19 protein-coding genes are annotated in these 15,754 nt (G+C 69.2%); 7 read left to right on the forward strand and 12 right to left on the reverse strand.

Going from position 1 to position 15,754, the window contains the following annotated elements; all coding sequences use genetic code 11:
- Position 1 precedes the first annotated feature (1 nt).
- From AC3A5K_RS12660 to tsaD, 5 genes are all read right to left on the reverse strand, one after another.
- A complete protein-coding gene (locus AC3A5K_RS12660; protein WP_487617903.1) occupies positions 2–1,006 on the reverse strand; it encodes a 3-oxoacyl-[acyl-carrier-protein] synthase III C-terminal domain-containing protein in 1,005 nt (334 codons plus the stop codon).
- Positions 1,006–1,509: a 2-amino-4-hydroxy-6-hydroxymethyldihydropteridine diphosphokinase gene (folK, locus tag AC3A5K_RS12665; protein ID WP_487617904.1), complete on the reverse strand. Its 504-nt coding sequence runs from the start codon at positions 1,507–1,509 to the stop codon at positions 1,006–1,008. Before folK ends, AC3A5K_RS12660 begins: the two co-directional genes overlap by 1 nt.
- Positions 1,510–1,576: 67 nt before the next feature.
- Positions 1,577–2,899 (reverse strand): mechanosensitive ion channel family protein, encoded by a 1,323-nt coding sequence (locus AC3A5K_RS12670; RefSeq protein ID WP_487617905.1) that lies wholly within the window; start codon positions 2,897–2,899, stop codon positions 1,577–1,579.
- Positions 2,900–2,954: 55 nt separating this feature from the next.
- On the reverse strand, positions 2,955–3,311 hold the full coding sequence (folB, locus tag AC3A5K_RS12675; protein WP_487617906.1) for a dihydroneopterin aldolase: 357 nt from the start codon (positions 3,309–3,311) through the stop codon (positions 2,955–2,957).
- Positions 3,312–3,615: 304 nt separating this feature from the next.
- Positions 3,616–4,650, reverse strand: coding sequence for a tRNA (adenosine(37)-N6)-threonylcarbamoyltransferase complex transferase subunit TsaD (gene tsaD, locus AC3A5K_RS12680; RefSeq protein ID WP_487617907.1), 1,035 nt, complete (start codon positions 4,648–4,650; stop codon positions 3,616–3,618).
- A gap of 181 nt (positions 4,651–4,831) precedes the next feature.
- Between tsaD and rpsU the strand changes: the two genes are divergently transcribed.
- The 6 genes from rpsU to AC3A5K_RS12710 all read left to right on the forward strand — a co-directional run bounded on the left by rpsU (position 4,832) and on the right by AC3A5K_RS12710 (position 10,008).
- Positions 4,832–5,047, forward strand: a complete 216-nt coding sequence (rpsU, locus tag AC3A5K_RS12685; RefSeq protein ID WP_101926061.1) for a 30S ribosomal protein S21 — start codon at positions 4,832–4,834, stop codon at positions 5,045–5,047.
- Positions 5,048–5,182: 135 nt separating this feature from the next.
- Complete coding sequence (locus tag AC3A5K_RS12690; protein ID WP_487617908.1) at positions 5,183–5,626, forward strand: GatB/YqeY domain-containing protein; 444 nt, start codon at positions 5,183–5,185, stop codon at positions 5,624–5,626.
- Complete coding sequence (locus AC3A5K_RS12695; protein WP_487617909.1) at positions 5,626–6,123, forward strand: N-acetyltransferase family protein; 498 nt, start codon at positions 5,626–5,628, stop codon at positions 6,121–6,123. The genes AC3A5K_RS12690 and AC3A5K_RS12695 overlap by 1 nt, the downstream gene beginning before the upstream one ends.
- A 224-nt stretch (positions 6,124–6,347) precedes the next feature.
- On the forward strand, positions 6,348–7,208 hold the full coding sequence (locus tag AC3A5K_RS12700; RefSeq protein WP_487618205.1) for a YihY/virulence factor BrkB family protein: 861 nt from the start codon (positions 6,348–6,350) through the stop codon (positions 7,206–7,208).
- 133 nt (positions 7,209–7,341) lie between these two features.
- Entirely contained in the window at positions 7,342–9,084 is a 1,743-nt protein-coding gene (gene dnaG / locus AC3A5K_RS12705) for a DNA primase (protein WP_487617910.1), read from the forward strand.
- 294 nt (positions 9,085–9,378) lie between these two features.
- Positions 9,379–10,008 (forward strand): hypothetical protein, encoded by a 630-nt coding sequence (locus AC3A5K_RS12710; RefSeq protein WP_487617911.1) that lies wholly within the window; start codon positions 9,379–9,381, stop codon positions 10,006–10,008.
- 183 nt (positions 10,009–10,191) lie between these two features.
- Here AC3A5K_RS12710 and cyoE read toward each other — a convergent pair whose 3' ends face one another.
- The 4 genes from cyoE to AC3A5K_RS12730 are packed head-to-tail and all read right to left on the reverse strand — an operon-like array spanning position 10,192 to position 13,640.
- Positions 10,192–11,124 carry a heme o synthase gene (cyoE, locus tag AC3A5K_RS12715; RefSeq protein WP_487617912.1) on the reverse strand — a complete coding sequence of 311 codons (933 nt, stop codon included), beginning with the start codon at positions 11,122–11,124 and terminating at the stop codon, positions 10,192–10,194.
- A gap of 1 nt (position 11,125) precedes the next feature.
- Entirely contained in the window at positions 11,126–12,325 is a 1,200-nt protein-coding gene (locus tag AC3A5K_RS12720; protein WP_487617913.1) for a COX15/CtaA family protein, read from the reverse strand.
- A complete protein-coding gene (locus tag AC3A5K_RS12725) occupies positions 12,325–12,909 on the reverse strand; it encodes a hypothetical protein (protein WP_487617914.1) in 585 nt (194 codons plus the stop codon). Before AC3A5K_RS12725 ends, AC3A5K_RS12720 begins: the two co-directional genes overlap by 1 nt.
- Positions 12,906–13,640, reverse strand: a complete 735-nt coding sequence (locus tag AC3A5K_RS12730) for an SURF1 family protein (protein WP_487618206.1) — start codon at positions 13,638–13,640, stop codon at positions 12,906–12,908. Before AC3A5K_RS12730 ends, AC3A5K_RS12725 begins: the two co-directional genes overlap by 4 nt.
- A 65-nt stretch (positions 13,641–13,705) precedes the next feature.
- Here AC3A5K_RS12730 and AC3A5K_RS12735 point away from each other — a divergent pair, with 65 nt between their 5' ends.
- The gene (locus tag AC3A5K_RS12735; protein ID WP_487618207.1) at positions 13,706–13,924 is read left to right on the forward strand and encodes a twin transmembrane helix small protein; all 219 of its coding nucleotides are present in this window, start codon (positions 13,706–13,708) and stop codon (positions 13,922–13,924) included.
- A gap of 127 nt (positions 13,925–14,051) precedes the next feature.
- Here AC3A5K_RS12735 and AC3A5K_RS12740 read toward each other — a convergent pair whose 3' ends face one another.
- From AC3A5K_RS12740 to AC3A5K_RS12750, 3 genes are read right to left on the reverse strand one after another with little or no spacing between them, the layout of a single operon-like run.
- The gene (locus AC3A5K_RS12740) at positions 14,052–14,936 is read right to left on the reverse strand and encodes a cytochrome c oxidase subunit 3 (protein ID WP_487617915.1); all 885 of its coding nucleotides are present in this window, start codon (positions 14,934–14,936) and stop codon (positions 14,052–14,054) included.
- A gap of 47 nt (positions 14,937–14,983) precedes the next feature.
- The gene (locus AC3A5K_RS12745) at positions 14,984–15,607 is read right to left on the reverse strand and encodes a cytochrome c oxidase assembly protein (RefSeq protein ID WP_487617916.1); all 624 of its coding nucleotides are present in this window, start codon (positions 15,605–15,607) and stop codon (positions 14,984–14,986) included.
- Positions 15,604–15,735 (reverse strand): hypothetical protein, encoded by a 132-nt coding sequence (locus tag AC3A5K_RS12750; RefSeq protein ID WP_487617917.1) that lies wholly within the window; start codon positions 15,733–15,735, stop codon positions 15,604–15,606. Before AC3A5K_RS12750 ends, AC3A5K_RS12745 begins: the two co-directional genes overlap by 4 nt.
- Between the last annotated feature and the right edge of the window lie 19 nt (positions 15,736–15,754).

Genomic DNA, 15,754 nt, shown 5'->3' on the forward strand with positions numbered 1-15,754 from the left:
GTCAGTACCGCAGCACGGCGCCGCCGACCGACAGGCCTGCGCCGGTGCCCAGCAGCAGGCAGGTCTGGCCGCGCTGCAGGCGGCCGGCAGTGATCGCGTGGTGCAGCGCATGCGGCAGCGAGGCCGCGACCTGGTTGCCGTGTGCGCCGAGGATGCGCACCGTGCGGGCTTCCGGCAGACGCAGCGCCTGCACGATGCGGTCGAGACCACCGCCCGAGGCCTGATGCGGGACGATGCAGTCGAGCGCGTCGAGCGTGAGATCGGCCGATTCGAGCAGGCGCGTCAGCAGACGCGGCAGACGACGGCCGGCCATGCGGAACGTCGCCGGTCCGTCCATCTCGAACCGATAGGCATCGCGGTCGTCATGGCGCGGATCGCCGGGCGCAATGCGCGTGCCGCCGCCGCGGATGCGGCAGGCGTCGGCGCCGTCGGCGAATGTTTCCATGCGCCAGGCCAGCAGCGCCGAGTTCTCATCAGGCGCAGCGGCGCCCAGCACGACCGCTGCCGCGCCGTCGCCGAACAACGGCGCAGTCACCGGATCGTCCGCACGCAGGCCGCGCGACGGCACTTCGCTGGCGACGACGAGGACGCGTCGATACCGGCCCGTCGCGATCGAGGCAGCGACCAGATCCAGCGCAACCAGAAAGCCGAGGCAGGTCGCGTTGATGTCGAAGGCCGGAATGCCGGATCCGCCGAGGCCCAAGGCGCGTTGCACCAGCGCGGCCTGGCAGGGAATCGGCTGCTCCATGACGGCGCAGGTCGAGACGATCGCATCGAGCGCGCTGCCGTCGAGACCGGCCGCCTGCAGCGCCGCTTCGGCGGCGCGGGCTGCCATCCAGGATGCGGTTTCGTCATCGCCGGCGACGCCGCGCATCGCGACACCGGTCGCGGCTTCGCTGCTGCCCGGCGCAAGGCCAAGCCGCGTATCGAACACCGTCGACGCCACGCGCTGCGCCGGGTGGTGGCAGCCGGTGCCCAGTACACGCAATCCCGCGGCGGCCTCCATCAGCCGGCGGCGTCCGCGTCGAATCCCTCCACCCGCTCGAACACCGTGTCGCGGTCCGCGTGCGCATCCCACAACTGCGCCAGCGGCGTGCCGTCGACGGGGTGCCGCCAGCCGGGCACGATTTCCGCCGCGGGCCGCAGCACGAAGGCGTGGCGCAGTTCGTCGCGCGGGATCCGCAGATTGCCTGCACCGTCGAGCACCGCGTCGTCGAACAGCACGATGTCGATGTCGAGCGTGCGGTCGCTGTAACGCGGGCCGCTGCGATCGCGGCCGTGTGCGTCTTCGAGTGCGTGCAGCCAGTCGTTCAGCGCCTCCGGCGCGAGACCGGTGCGCACCGTCGCCGCGGCGTTGAGGAAATCCGGTCCCGTGTAGCCGACCGCCGGAAAGCGGTAGACATCCGACACCACGACGTCGTCGAAGCGCGCCCGCAACGCGGCGATCGCCACGCGCAGGTGGGTCTCGGGATCGACGTTGCTGCCGAGGCTGAGCAGGGCGATGGACATGGCGCGCTCCGGTGGGGGCGCCATGATCGCCGATTGCCCCGCATCCGTGCGAGGCATCGCGTGGGGATCAGCCGGCGTCGGGCGCAGGCACCGGCGGCTCGGCACGTGGGCGCAGGTCTCGCGTACCTGACGCATCGTCCGGGTCATCGATGCGGCGCAGATTGACGTCCAGCGGCGCGTCGCTGTGCGCCTGGAAGACGCGCAGGTCGAACTCCGGCAGGATCGCCAGCATGTGGTCGAAGATGTCCGACTGGATGCCCTCGTAGACGCCCCACGCGGTGCTCGAGGTGAACGCCCAGATCTCCAGCGGCAGGCCCATCTCGGTGGGCTGGTGCTGGCGCACGAGCATCGTCAGATCCTGGTTGATGCCCGGGTGATTGCGCAGGTAGTGCTCGATGTAGGCGCGGAACGTGCCGAGATTGGTCACGCGCCGATGGTTGACCGGCTCGGCGCCATCCGCGGCCAGGCGTGCGTTCCATTCCTGCAGCTCCTGTTCCTTGCGGTCGAGATACCCGTCGAGCAGGCTGAAACGGCGGAAATGTTCGATCTCCGCAGGCTCGAGGAAGCGCACGCTGCGCTGGTCGAGATGGAGCGCGCGCTTGATCCGGCGACCGCCACCTTCCGACATATGCCGCCAGTTCTTGAACGAATCGCTGACCAGCTTCTTGGTCGGCACCGTGGTGACCGTGCGGTCCCAGTTGCGCACGGTGATGGTGTGCAGCGCGATGTCGATGACGTCGCCGTCGGCGTTCTGGCCCGGCATCTCGATCCAGTCGCCGAGACGCACGCGGCCGTCGTTGCTGATCTGCACGCTGGCGACCAGCGACAGGATGGTGTCCTGGAAAATCAGCATCAGCACCGCGGTCATCGCGCCGAGGCCGGTGACGATGTGCAGGAACTCCGCGCCGATCAGGGTCGCGACGACCGAGATGCCGACCAGCACGAACATGATGATCTTGACGACCTGGAAATAGCCCTTGATCGGCTTGTTCAAGGCGTCCGGGCGGCGCTCGTAGTTGCGGTTGATCGCATCGAGGGCTTTGGAGATCGCCAGTGCGATCGTCACCACCACGAACACCTGGCACAGCGCCTTGACCACGGTCACTACCTGCGGCGGCAGGTCGGGCACGATCGAGATGCCGGCCGAGATCACCAGCGCCGGCACCACGTTGGCGAGGCGCGGGATCACCCGCATGCGCACTTCCTGGTCCTGCTGCGCGCCGCCCAGCGGCGTCTTCATCAGCAGGCGCGCAAGGCCGCGCAGCAGCACGTGCTTGGTGACGAAGTTGGCGATCCACGCCAATGCGAGCAGGCCTGCCAGCACCGTCAGCGTGTAGGCCCACGGATACGGGGCCATGACGTCGCGAAGCCGTTCGAGCTGGGTCTGCATCAGTGGAATCTCCTGGTCTGGCGCGCCCTGCGGGCGCGGCGCCGGAGTCCGTCTGTCAGGTCCGGCGACTGCGTTCGATGGTCACGCCGACCGCGCGTGCACCACGCACCGCACCCGGCTTGCTGAGCTTCAATCGTACCGAAGCGACATTGAACTCCTCGATCACGATCGCCGCGCAGCGTTCGGCCAGCGTCTCGACGAGGCCGAATTCCGAGGCCGACACGTAGTCGATCAGCCGCTTGCTGACGGCCTTGTAGTTCAGCGTGTCGCCGATGTCGTCACTGGCCGCGGGCACGCGGTTGTCGAATGCCATCTCGATGTCGAACACCAGCGGCTGGCGGATGCGCCGCTCCCAGTCGTAGATGCCGATCAGCGCCTCGATCTCGAGGCCTTCGATGAAGACGTAGTCCATGGAGGAGCCGGGATTCGTGATTGGGGATTCGTGATGATCGGACATTCGTCCGTTGAAAGCGGTGATTCGGAGCAGCAACGGCACTGGCAGCAACAGCTTAGGGCAACGCTGAAGTCGTCATTCCCGCGAAGGCGGGAATCCACGGACGTTCAAGCCATTGAAATCAAAGTCCATGGATTCCCGCCTTCGCGGGAATGACGAGCAAAAGCACACTTGATCAGCGTTGCCTCAGCGAGTGTTCGATATGGGATCGCCACGTTCGCGACAGAGCCGCTCTTTCGAATCACCAATGACCAATTACCAATCACGCCGCAGTCAGCGGCGACAGCACCGCCATATCCCAGCGCGGCGTCGCGCGCACAGTGGCATCGTCGTGCTGGCCGGCCTGCAGGCGCAGCGCGCCGGCGAAGGCGATCATCGCGCCGTTGTCGGTGCACAGCGCCGGACGCGGGAAGCAGACGCGGCCACCGCGCCGCTGTGCATCGGCGTGCAGCTTCGCGCGCAGGCGCAGGTTCGCGCCGACGCCGCCTGCGACCACCAGGGTGTCGCAGCCGGTCGCGTCCAGCGCGCGTGCGCATTTGATCGCCAGCGTGTCGACCACGGCATCCTCGAAGCCGCGCGCGATGTCGCGCCGGGTCGATTCGCTCTGGTCGCTGGCCTGCCAGGCCAGCAGCACCTGGGTCTTGAGGCCGCTGAAACTGAAATCCAGGCCCGGGCGCGTGGTCATCGGGCGGGGAAACTTGAACGTGCCGGGCGTGCCCTCTTCCGCCAGCGCGGCCAGCTGCGGGCCGCCGGGATACGGCAGGCCCATCATCTTGGCGGTTTTGTCGAAGGCCTCGCCGGCGGCGTCGTCGAGGGTTTCGCCGAGCAGGCGGTAGCTGCCGATGGTGTCGACCGCGACCAGCTGGGTATGCCCGCCCGACACCAGCAGCGCGACGAACGGCGCGGCCGGCGGATCGTCTTCCATCAGCGGCGCCAGCAGATGGCCTTCCATGTGGTGCACGCCGATCGTCGGCACGTCCAGCGCCCAGCCCAGCGCGCGCGCCACGCCCGCACCCACCAGCAGCGCGCCCACGAGGCCCGGGCCGGCGGTATAGGCAACGCCGTCGAGATCTCCGGTCGACAGGCCGGCCTCGGCCAGGGTCTGGCGGATCAGCGGCAGCAGCTTGCGCACGTGGTCGCGACTGGCCAGCTCCGGCACCACACCGCCGTACTCGGCGTGCAGCGCGATCTGGCTGTAGACCGCGTGGGCCAGCAGACCGCCCGCGCCGGCGATGCCGGTGTCATAGACGGCCACGCCGGTTTCGTCGCAGGAGGTTTCGATGCCGAGGACTTTCATCGGGAAGCTGCCGGGAAGCGGAACAAAAGGCCGCGTCGGGCGCGGCAGCCCCGCGGCTTGCACACGGCGGCGGGACACGGCTATGATACGCGGCTCGCCGGGCCTGAGCCCGGTGATTCGCATTCGAAATTCGATTCGAACCGGCCAATGAAGGCCGGACGATCAGATCCCCGGAGATTCCATGCCTAGCGTCAAAGTCCGCGAAAACGAGCCCTTCGAGTTTGCGCTGCGTCGGTTCAAGCGCACCTGCGAGAAGGCCGGCGTGCTCGCCGAAACCCGCAAGCGCGAGTTCTACGAGAAGCCGACCCAGGAGCGCAAGCGCAAGGCCGCTGCCGCTGTGAAGCGTCAGTCGCGTCGCGTTTCGCGCGACGTCACCAAGCGCCAGCGCCTGTATTGATCGGCGCGGACCGGGCCTCGCCCGGTTCGATCGTTTGATGACGCGAAAGCCGGCAGCGCATTGCGCCGCCGGCTTTTTGTCGTCCCCGCGATGCAGCCGCGTCGCACTGTATTCCCACTTCCGATGGAGTCCGCCGTGTCCCTGAAGCTTCGACTCACCGACGACATGAAGGCCGCGATGAAGAGCGGCGACAAGCAGACGCTGGGCGTCGTCCGCCTGATGCTGGCTGCGATCAAGCAGCGCGAAGTCGACGAGCGCATCGAGCTCGACGATGCCGCCGTGCTGGCCGCGCTAGAGAAGATGGTCAAGCAGCGCCGCGATTCGGTGAGCCAGTACGAGGCCGCCAGCCGCGAGGACCTGGCCCAGATCGAGCGCGACGAGATCGTCGTGATCGAGCGCTACCTGCCCGAAAAGCTCGGCGAGGACGAGATCCTGGCCGCGATCGCCAGCGCCAAGGCCGAAACCGGCGCCACCAGCCCGGCCGACATCGGCAAGCTGATGGGCGTGCTGAAGCCGATGCTGGCCGGCAAGGCCGACATGGGTGTGGTCTCGCGCCTGGTGAAGCAGTCGCTGGGCTGATGGCTGCGGGCGACGGCATCGTCCTGCGCCCGGCACGTCCGGGCGACGTGCCGCTGGTGCTCGCGCTGATCCGCGAACTGGCGGACTACGAGCGCCTGTCCGATGCCGTCGTTGCCGACGAGGCCCTGCTCGCCGACGCGCTGTTCGGCAGGACGCCCGCGGCCGAAGTCGTGATCGCCGAGGTCGACGGCGCGCCCGCGGGCTTCGCGCTGTTCTTCCATACGTTCTCGACCTTCCTCGGCCGGCGCGGCCTGTATCTGGAAGACCTGTTCGTGCGCCCCGCCTATCGCGGCCGGGGCCTCGGCCGCCGGCTGATGGCGCACCTCGCCGCGCTGGCGGTGGCGCGCGGCTGCGGCCGGTTCGAATGGACGGTGCTCGACTGGAACGCGCCGGCGATCGGGTTCTACCGTGCGCTCGGCGCCGTCGGCCAGGACGAGTGGACCGTGCAGCGCCTCGACGGCGTTGCGTTGCGCGCACTCGCATCGACCGCGCAATGAGTCGCGCGCTTCACGCGCTGCTACGAGACGGTCCATAAGGTGACGGCAACGCCGCAGTGGATGCATGCGCTCCGCACATCGGCCATCTCGAATCGCCCCGCATGAGCACGTCGCCACAGGACACCCGTGAACCCGAAGCCCCCGTGCGTCACACGCGCTGGGGAAGACTGCGCACGCGCGTCGACAAGGGCGTGTCCCGCTTCGAGGAAAGCCTGCCGGCCGCGATGGTCAAGCGCTTCGTCGATGCCGACCTGCTGACCCAGGCCGCGTCGCTGTCGTTCTACACGCTGATCTCGCTGGCGCCGATGCTGGTGCTGGTGCTGTGGATCACCGCGTCGCTGTATCCGTCCGCGCAGGAAGCGCTGCTCGAGCAGATCGGCGCGCTGGCGGGCGACGGCGCACGCGATGTCGCCGGCACCGTGATCCAGAACGCCACCGAACAACCCGACATCGGCTCGCTCGCCGGCCTGTGGAGCACGCTGCTGCTGTTCGTCGGTGCGACGGTGGTGTTCGCCCAGCTGCAGGGCACGCTGAACCTGATCTTCCGCACCGACGGCGACCGCCTGCCGGGCGGACTGATGGTGTTCCTGCGCAAGCGCGTGTTCTCGGCCGGCGTGGTGTTCGCGCTGGGCTTTCTGGTGCTGGTGTCGACGCTGATGACGACCGCGGTGGAGTTCATCTTCGCCAACGTGCCGTCGATCCTGCCGCTGGTCGGCAACACGCTGATGCTGGTGCTGTATTCGTTCGCGTTCGCCGTGCTGTACCACTACCTGCCCGACCGCCGCGTGCGCTGGCGCCAGGCGCTGTTCGGCGGCGTGGTGACGTCCGTGCTGTTCGTCGTCGGGCGCTGGGGCATCGGCATCTACATGACCCACGCCGCGCCCGGCAGCGCCTACGGCTCGTTCGGCACGCTGGTGATCCTGCTGGTCTGGATGTACTACGCGGCGACGATCTTCTTCGTCGGCGCGCTGATCACCGCGGTCGTCGACGAACGCGTGCGTCGCAGTTCGGTGGATCGCGCACTGCAGAAGCGCGCCGAACGCCAGGCGGCCGCACTGGCGAAGGGGCCGCCGCCGGCGGTCTGAGTCCATCCGGACGCGGCATTCCGCACGCCGCGTGGCATCCTAGCGTCTGCATGATCCGCGTCGCTCCCACCCTGTCCTGCCTGTCCCGTGTCCGCCCTGCGGCCGCGTGCGCCTGCCTGCGCGAGACACGCTGATGGCACGCATCCCCGACGCGTTCATCGACGATCTGCTGGCGCGCACCGACATCGTCGAGGTGATCAACGCGCGCGTGCCGCTGAAGCGGCAGGGCAAGGAATATTCGTCGCGCTGCCCCTTCCACGACGAGCGCTCGGCGAGCTTCACCGTGTCGCCGACCAAGCAGTTCTATCACTGCTTCGGCTGCGGGGCGCACGGCACCGCGATCAGCTTCCTGATGAATTACGACCGCCTCGAATTTCTCGACGCGGTCGACGAGCTGGCCAAGCGCGCCGGCATGGAAATCCCGCGCGACACCCAGCAGCGCGAAGCGCGGCCCGACAGCGCGCCGATGTACGACGCGCTCGATGCCGCCTCGCGCTTCTTCGTCCGCGAGCTCGCCGGCAACGACGCCGCACGCAGCTATCTCGACGGCCGCGGCGTCGACGCCACGATCCGCGAGCAGTTCGCCATCGGCTACGCGCCCGATGGCTTCTCCGCGCTGAAAGACGCGCTGGGCAAGGACGACACCCGCCGCATCGCGGTGCTGGAGAAGGTGGGCCTGCTGTCGAAGAACGACCGTGGCCACAGCTACGACAAGTTCCGCGACCGGGTGATCTTTCCGATCCACGACCGCCGCGGCCGCGTGATCGCGTTCGGCGGCCGCGTGCTCAAGCCCGAGGATTCGCCCAAGTACCTCAACTCGCCCGAGACGCCGCTGTTCCACAAGGGCCGCGAGCTCTACGGCCTGTGGCAGGTGCGCCAGGCCAACCAGAAGATCGAGCGGCTGGTCGTGGTCGAGGGCTACATGGATGTGGTCTCGCTCTTCCAGTTCGGCGTGCCGCAGGCGGTGGCCACGCTGGGCACGGCGACGACGCCCGATCATGCCGAGCTGCTGTTCCGCAACGCGCCCGACGTGTTCTTTTGCTTCGACGGCGATGCCGCCGGCCGCCGCGCGGCGACGCGCGCGATGGAATCGGTGCTGCCGCGCATGCGCGATGGCCGTCAGGCGTTCTTCCTGTTCCTGCCCGACGGCGAGGATCCGGACACCATCGTGCGCACCGAGGGCGCGCCCGGTTTCGAGGCGCGCCTGACGCAGGCGATGCCGCTGTCGACGTTCTTCTTCGACACCCTGGGCGACGGCATCAACCTGTCGACGCTGGACGGCAAGGCGCGACTGGCCGAGCGTGCCAAGCCGATGCTGGCGCAGATTCCCGACGGCGCCTTCGCCGACCTGATGCGCCAGCGGCTGGGCGAACTCACCGGCCTGGCCCAGGCCGGATCGTCGGCGCAGATGCCACCAGCGCGGGCACCCCGCGGCGGTCGCGCGGTGCCGGCGCCCAAGCGCAGCCTCGTCCGTCATGCGATCGCCCTGCTGCTGCAGAAGCCGGGCATGGCCGCGCTGCTGCCACCGCCGTACCCCTTCGTCGCGCTGCGCCAGCCGGGCATCGAACTGCTGACCGAACTCATCGCACTGGCCAGCGTGCGGCCGGACATCAGCACCGGCATGCTGCTGGCGCACTTCGACGAGCGCGAGGAAGCGCCGGCGCTGCAGAAGCTGGCCAGCCAGAGCCTGCCGGGCGACGAGACCATCTGGCAGGCCGAGCTGCACGACGTCATTACGCAGCTCGACCGCCAGGTAGTGCAGCAGCGCATCGACGCCCTGCTCGACCTGCAACGCGGCGGCGCGCTCGATCCCGCCGGCAAGCAGGAGCTGCGCGATCTGCTCACGCAGCGCGGCGGCAGCGCGCGCCCGATCTGAATCCGGGCAGGTCGCATCCGGCCCCGCACGCGGGCCGCGGATCGCCGTGGCCACGCGGATCGTCGCGTCGCATCCGGTCTGAAGATGCCAAGATTCGCGGGCATCTGCGCCGACCTGTCGACATCGCGTTAACCCCGGCGCTGGTCTGATCGTCCGCAGGGGGATCGACAGGTAAGCGAAATGGGCCATCGGCCCAGCCGTCCGCCTGTCCGTCCGATACCGGATTCGACGAGGCCGCACAGACGTGCCCGGCGCGGTGCCCTGCCTTCCCTCCCCTTGCGACAGGTTGCAGCCATGACTTCGAACGTGTTCCGCCCTTCCCTCATCGCCGTTGCGCTTGCGGGCAGCCTGCTCAGCGCCTGCGCGAAGATCGAATCGCCGCCGGCGCTGGTCAAGCCGCTGCACATCGACCTGTCGGCGCCGGTCGCCGAACAGGTCGACCTGGCCTGGCCCCAGCGCAACGGCGCGCTCGCGGCCGAGCATCTGGTCGGTCAGCCGCGCCAGGTGACCCTGCGTCTGCCCGATGGCCGCCAGTTCACGGTGCCGGCCGAGCGCGTGGCCTTCCGCCAGCAGGACGGCATGCTGGCCAGCGTCAATATCGAGCCCAGCGGCGCCGCCGGCGAACAGGCCGTGGCGCTGGACCACGTGCGCAGCCTGCTCGACGACAACCGCCTGCTCGATCCCACGCTGGCCCATGCGCTCGACGGCTGGGCCCTGACGGACGCTGGCGACCGCACCGCGCGCGTCGTCGTGCGCGATGTCGACGTGCAGGTCGCCCTGCGCCCGGACACCAAGCTCGGCTGGCAGCCGACGCTGGATTTCGAACCGCGCGCCTGCAGCATGCCGGCCGGCCTGGACGGCAATCCGGATGCGTGCCTGCACATCGCACCGGCCGACGCCGCGGTGGCCGAAGTCCAGAGCTGAGCACGGCGATGTCCGCAGCAGGCCGGCGCGGAACCACCGCTTCGCCGGCCTGCCGCGTCTGATCCAAAGGAATCGACGCTGCGCACCGACCGGCGCGCTCGCGCCTGCGCGGTGACCTCGATCCGCTCGGGAAGCCCTGATGTCAGGCGAGCGCCTGGCTGCTCGCGCGCCGTGCCCGCAGCCTCAGCCCACGCGCTGCCAGTCCAGTCCGCCGGCGGCCGCGCCTGCGCCCGGCAACCACGGCAGCAGCCAGTGGTCGACCAGCAGGAAGGCGAACAGGGCCATCAGGTAGACGACCGAGTAATTGAACATCCGCATCGCGAAGAATTCGTCCGGCGGATCGAGCAGGCGCCAGGCGTACCAGAGGAACACCAGGCCCAGCACCACCGCGCCGCCGAGATAGAACAGGCCGCTCATGCCGATCGCGGTCGGCAGCAACGTGACCAGCACGAGCAGCACGGTGTAGATCAGGATCTGCCAGCGGGTATAGGCCACGCCGTGGGTGACCGGCAGCATCGGCACCAGCGCGCGGGCGTAATCCTCGCGGCGGAAGATCGCCAGCGCCCAGAAGTGCGGCGGCGTCCACACGAAGATGATCAGCACCAGCAGCAGCGCGTGCGCCCAGTCCCACTGGCCCTGCATGTTGGTGACCGCGGCCCAGCCCAGCAGCGGCGGCGCCGCGCCGGCGATGCCGCCGATGACGATGTTCTGCGGCGTCGCGCGCTTGAGGAAGCCGGTGTAGATCACCGCGTAGCCGATCAGCGACGCGAACGTCAGCGCGGCCGTCAGCAGGTTGACCAGCAGCACCAGGATCGCCATCGACACCGCGCCCAGCGACAGCGCGAACACCAGCACCTGCACCGGGCGCAGCGTGCCGGTGGCCAGCGGCCGGTTCGCGGTGCGCGCCATGACCTTGTCGATGCGCTGGTCGATCAGATGGTTGATCGCCGCGGCCGAGGCCGCCGCCAGCCAGATGCCGAGCAGGCCGAACACGCTCTCCCGCCACGGCGGCAGGCCGGGCACGGCGAGGAACATGCCCACCAGGGCGGTGAACACGATCAGCGCGACGACGCGCGGCTTGGTCAGCTCCCAGTACTGGCTCGCGATATGCGCCATGTCAGTCGGGCCGCTTGAGCCGCGCCAGCAGCGACACCAGCACGAACAGCAGCAGCGCCGCGCCGCCGTTGTGCAGCACCGCCACCCACAGCGGCAGCGCCAGCTTGACGTTGAGGATGCCCAGCGCGACCTGCGCGCAGGTCAGCAGCGCCAGCGTGACCGCCCAGCCGCGCAGGCCGGGCGTGCGCAGCAGGCGCCACGCGAACGCGATCAGGCCGGCGAAGACGACGACCGCCATCGCCCGGTGCGCGAGCTGGATCGCGATGCGCGCCGCGCCGTCCAGCACGCCGCCCTCGTAATCGACACCGACGCCGCGCCACAGCACGAAGCCTTCGCGGAAGTCGGCCTCGGGCATCCACTGGCCCATGCACTGCGGGAAATCGATGTAGTGATGCGCCTCGGTCGTCCAGCCACCGGCGCCGCAGGCCAGCGCGGCGTAGTTCGCGCTGACCCAGCCGCCGAGCGCGATCTGCACGCCGACCAGCGCGATCGCCGCGATCGTCCAGCGGCGCAGCACCGCCGCGTCCACCAGCACGATGGGCTGCACCGTCGCGCGCCAGGCCATCCACAGCAGCAGCGAGAACGTCAGCATGCCGCCGAGCAGATGGCCCATGACGATGACCGGCTTGAGCAGCATGGTCACCGTCCACTTGCCCAGCAGCGCCTGGAAGATCACCACCGCCAGCGTCAGCGCCGCCACGCGCGCCAGATCGACGTTCGACCAGCGCAGCGCCGCGAGCAGCAGGATCGCCTCGCCGAGCGCGGCAATGGCCAGCGCCGCCATCACGTGGCCGCCCATGTAGAGCGGGATCGCCAGGCCCACCAGCAGCGAGGCGCCGATCACCTGCGCCAGGCCGTAGCGCCGCCTGCGCGCGGCCAGCAGCGCCAGGCCCAGCACGAACACGCCGAGCGTCGCGGCGAGATGGCGGTGCACCTGCTCGCGCCAGGCGCGGTCGGCCTCGAACGGCCGGATCGCACTGGCCGCGTGGTCGGTCATGTCCTCGGTGGCCTGCGGCCACGCCGCACGCCCGTAACAGGTGGGCCAGTCCGGACAGCTCAGGCCGGCATCGGACAGGCGCACGAAGGCGCCGAACACGATCACGCACAGGGTCAACGCGGCGGCGAACCAGGCGATGCGGTGGAAGTGGCGGTGCACCGACGGGCGGAACGCATTGCCGTGCGCGGATGGAGTCTGGGTCATCACTTGAGCTTGAGCAGCCGGGCCATGTCGCTGCGCAGGTGGCCGGGGTCGAAGCCGGGGGCGTAGCGCAGGATCACGAACCCGTTCGGGTCCACGACGTAGGCGGGGACGCCATTGTCCGCTTCACCGGCGCCGCCGTCGACGCGCGGCAGCGCCGCACGCAGCGCGGGGTCAGGTTCGAGCACGCGCCACGCGGTGTTACGCACCGCACCGGCAGGCACCTCGCCGAGCCAGAGGATGTCAACATGATCGGCATTGCGCCCGAACAGCTGCCAGACGAGGTCCAGCTCCTGCGCGAGCGCCGTACACGGATCGGCGCAGCCTGCCGGCGGCGCCACCAGGATGCGCCAGCGGCGCTCGGCCGGACGCCAGTCGTAGGCCATGCCGTCGACCAGACGCGGCGACAGCGCGCGCAGGTCGGCCGGCGGATCGAGCAGCTCGCCCCGGTTCTGCATGCCGGACGGACGCCAGCCGGAGAACCGCAACGCACCGGCCACCAGCGCGCTGCCGAGGAACAGCACCACGATCAGCACCAGCAGCGCGCGGTTACGGTTGCGCTGGGTGCGCGGCAGTTCGGCGGTCATCGGCGGACGCTCCGGAAGGTGAGGACGAGCGCGATGACCAGCGCGGCCAGCGCCAGCCCGAACCACTGCACGGCGTAGCCGAGATGCTTGTCGGGCGACAGGGTGTTGGGCAGGACGTCGAGATCGCGGGCATAGCCGAGCGGCAATGCGGGGTCGAGCCGCAGCACGCGGCGTGGCGGCGCCTGCAGGCCGGCCGCGGCGGCGATCGCATCGGCGTCGAAACGGGTCATCAGCCAAGCGTCGCCGGCGCCGAGTGCCGGCCCCATCGCGAGCCCCGCCGACGGCGGTGGTGCGAGCAGGCCGCGGACGGCGATGTCGCGATCCAGCAGGCCCTCACCGCGCACCACCTCGGCCGCGGGCAGGCGGGTGACGCGGTCGGCGATCGGGGTCCAGCCCAGGTCCACCAGCAGCGGTGCGCCGTCCGTGGGCTGGAACAGGCGATAGACGCGCAGGCCGGGCTGCCCGGCATGGATCTGGTTGTCGAGCACGAAGGCCGGCGCATCGACGAAACGACCCGTGCCTGCGGCCCAGTCGTAGTCGCGCGCCCGCTCGGGCTGCGCGGCGCGTGCCAGCGGGCCCGGCGTGCGCTCCGCCAGTACGCGGTCCACCGCGTCCAGCGTCGCGCGCTTGTCGTGCATGCGCGTCAGCTGCCACTGTCCCAGCGCGCTGCAGGTCGCGATCACGACCAGGGCCACGATCCAGCCGACGATCCGGGTCGTGCGCAGGCTCACACCCGGCCCCCGTTCCACTGCGATACTCCGCTCACGTCCCGCGCGCCACGGAGCCCGCCATGGTGATGAACGATTCGCTCAAGACGCTGCTGATCATCGGCTTCGTCATCCTGATCCTCTGGAACCTCGGGGCCGGTCTGTATTACATGCTGACCGACAAGGGACGCAGCGACCGGACGGTGAACGCGCTGACCCGCCGCATCGGCCTGTCGGTCGCGCTGATCGCGCTGGTGCTGCTGGCGATCTGGATGGGGTGGATCAAGCCACACGGGGTTTACGGCTGACGCCGTAAACCCCGTGTGGCTGTGATTGGTGATTCGTGATTGGGAAAGGCGGGTCGCGCGAGCGTTGGCTCTTTCGAATCACCAATCACGAATCACCAATCACCAATCACGTTCGTCTACGTCGTCGTCAGACGACGTAGACGAACAGAAAGAGAATCAGCCACACCACGTCGACGAAGTGCCAGTACCAGGCCACCGCTTCGAACGCGAAGTGGTTCTCCTTGGTGAAGTGGCCGCGGAAGCAGCGCAGCCAGATCACGATCAGCATGATCGTTCCCAGCGTGACGTGCGCGCCGTGGAAGCCGGTCAGCATGAAGAACGTCGAGCCGTAGATGCCCGAGCCCATCGTCAGGTTGAGATCGCGGTAGGCGTGGACGTATTCCTCGATCTGGAAGAACAGGAACACGCAGCCGAGCAGGATCGTCGCGCCGAGGAACACCAGCAGCTGGGTGCGGCGCGCGGCGCGCAGCGCATGGTGGGCGATGGTGATGGTCACGCCCGAGGCCAGCAGGATCAGCGTATTGAGCAGCGGCAGGCCCCAGGCGGGGATCGTCTGGAACACGCCACCGACTTCGCCGGGGCCCGACGAGGGCCACGCCGCGCTGTAGCCGTCCCACAGCACCGCGTTGGTCATCGCGCCACTGCCCTCGCCGCCCAGCCACGGCAGCGACAGCGTGCGCGCGTAGAACAGCGCGCCGAAGAACGCGGCGAAGAACATGATCTCCGAGAAGATGAACCACACCATCCCCATGCGGAACGACAGGTCGACCTGCTTGTTGTAATAGCCCGACACCGATTCGAGGATCACGTCGGCGAACCACTTGAACAGGATCAGCGACAGCAGCGCCGCGCCGACGAAGAACATCGGCCGGCCCCAGCTGTGTTCGTTGAACCAGCTCGCCAGTCCCAGCATCGTGAGGAACAGCGCGACCGAGGCGAACAGCGGCCACTTGCTGTCGTGCGGGACGAAGTAGACGTTGGGGTCCTGCGGGTCGGGCTTGGCGTGGGCCATGGCGATGTCCGTGTGGCGGGGCGCGGTAACGGGGAAGACGCGATGACTCAGGGGGCCGCGGCCGGGCCCGGACGTCCGGGCGCCGCTGCATGTGCGGCCAGTCGCGAAGTCAGCACATCATTCTTGAAGAAGGTATAGGACAGCGTGACCGTGTTGACGTCGGGCGGCAACGACGGATCGATGATGAAACGCACCGGCATGTCGCGGGTCTCGCCGGCTTCGAGCGTCTGCGCGGTGAAGCAGAAACATTCGGTCTTCTGGAAGAAGCCCGACGCGCGCGCCGGCGCCACCGATGGCGTGGCGCTGCCGACGACCGGCGCGGTGCTGTCGTTGTGCGCGTAGTACGTGGTCTCGTACTGCTCGCCCACCTGCACGCGCATGCGGGTCTCGTTCGGACGGAACGACCACGGCAGACGCGAATTCACGGTCGCGTCGAATTCCACCGTGACCCAGCGCTCGGCCGGTGTGGCGCTGGTGGCCGGCGCGGTCACCGCGCTGTTCTCGAGGCGGATGCCGAACACCTTCTCGCAGGCGATGCGGTACAGCGGCACCAGCGAGAAGGTGAAGGCGAACGCCACGATCGAGATCCCGACCAGCTTGCCGATGCCGGCCGTCCCGGCGCGCCGGGGCGCGTCGGTGGCTGCGGGCTCGTGGCGGGTTTCGTCGTTCATGCCAGCAGCACGCCGCGCAGGATGAAGCCCACGTAGATCGTCGCCGCGATCACCGCCACGGCGATCGCCGTGCGTCGTGCGCGCCGGCGGCGGGCGACGAGATCGTCATTGGCATCGGGCATGGGCATCGTGGCCTGCATCGTATCC

Source organism: Luteimonas sp. Soil_C_5 (assembly GCF_057656615.1).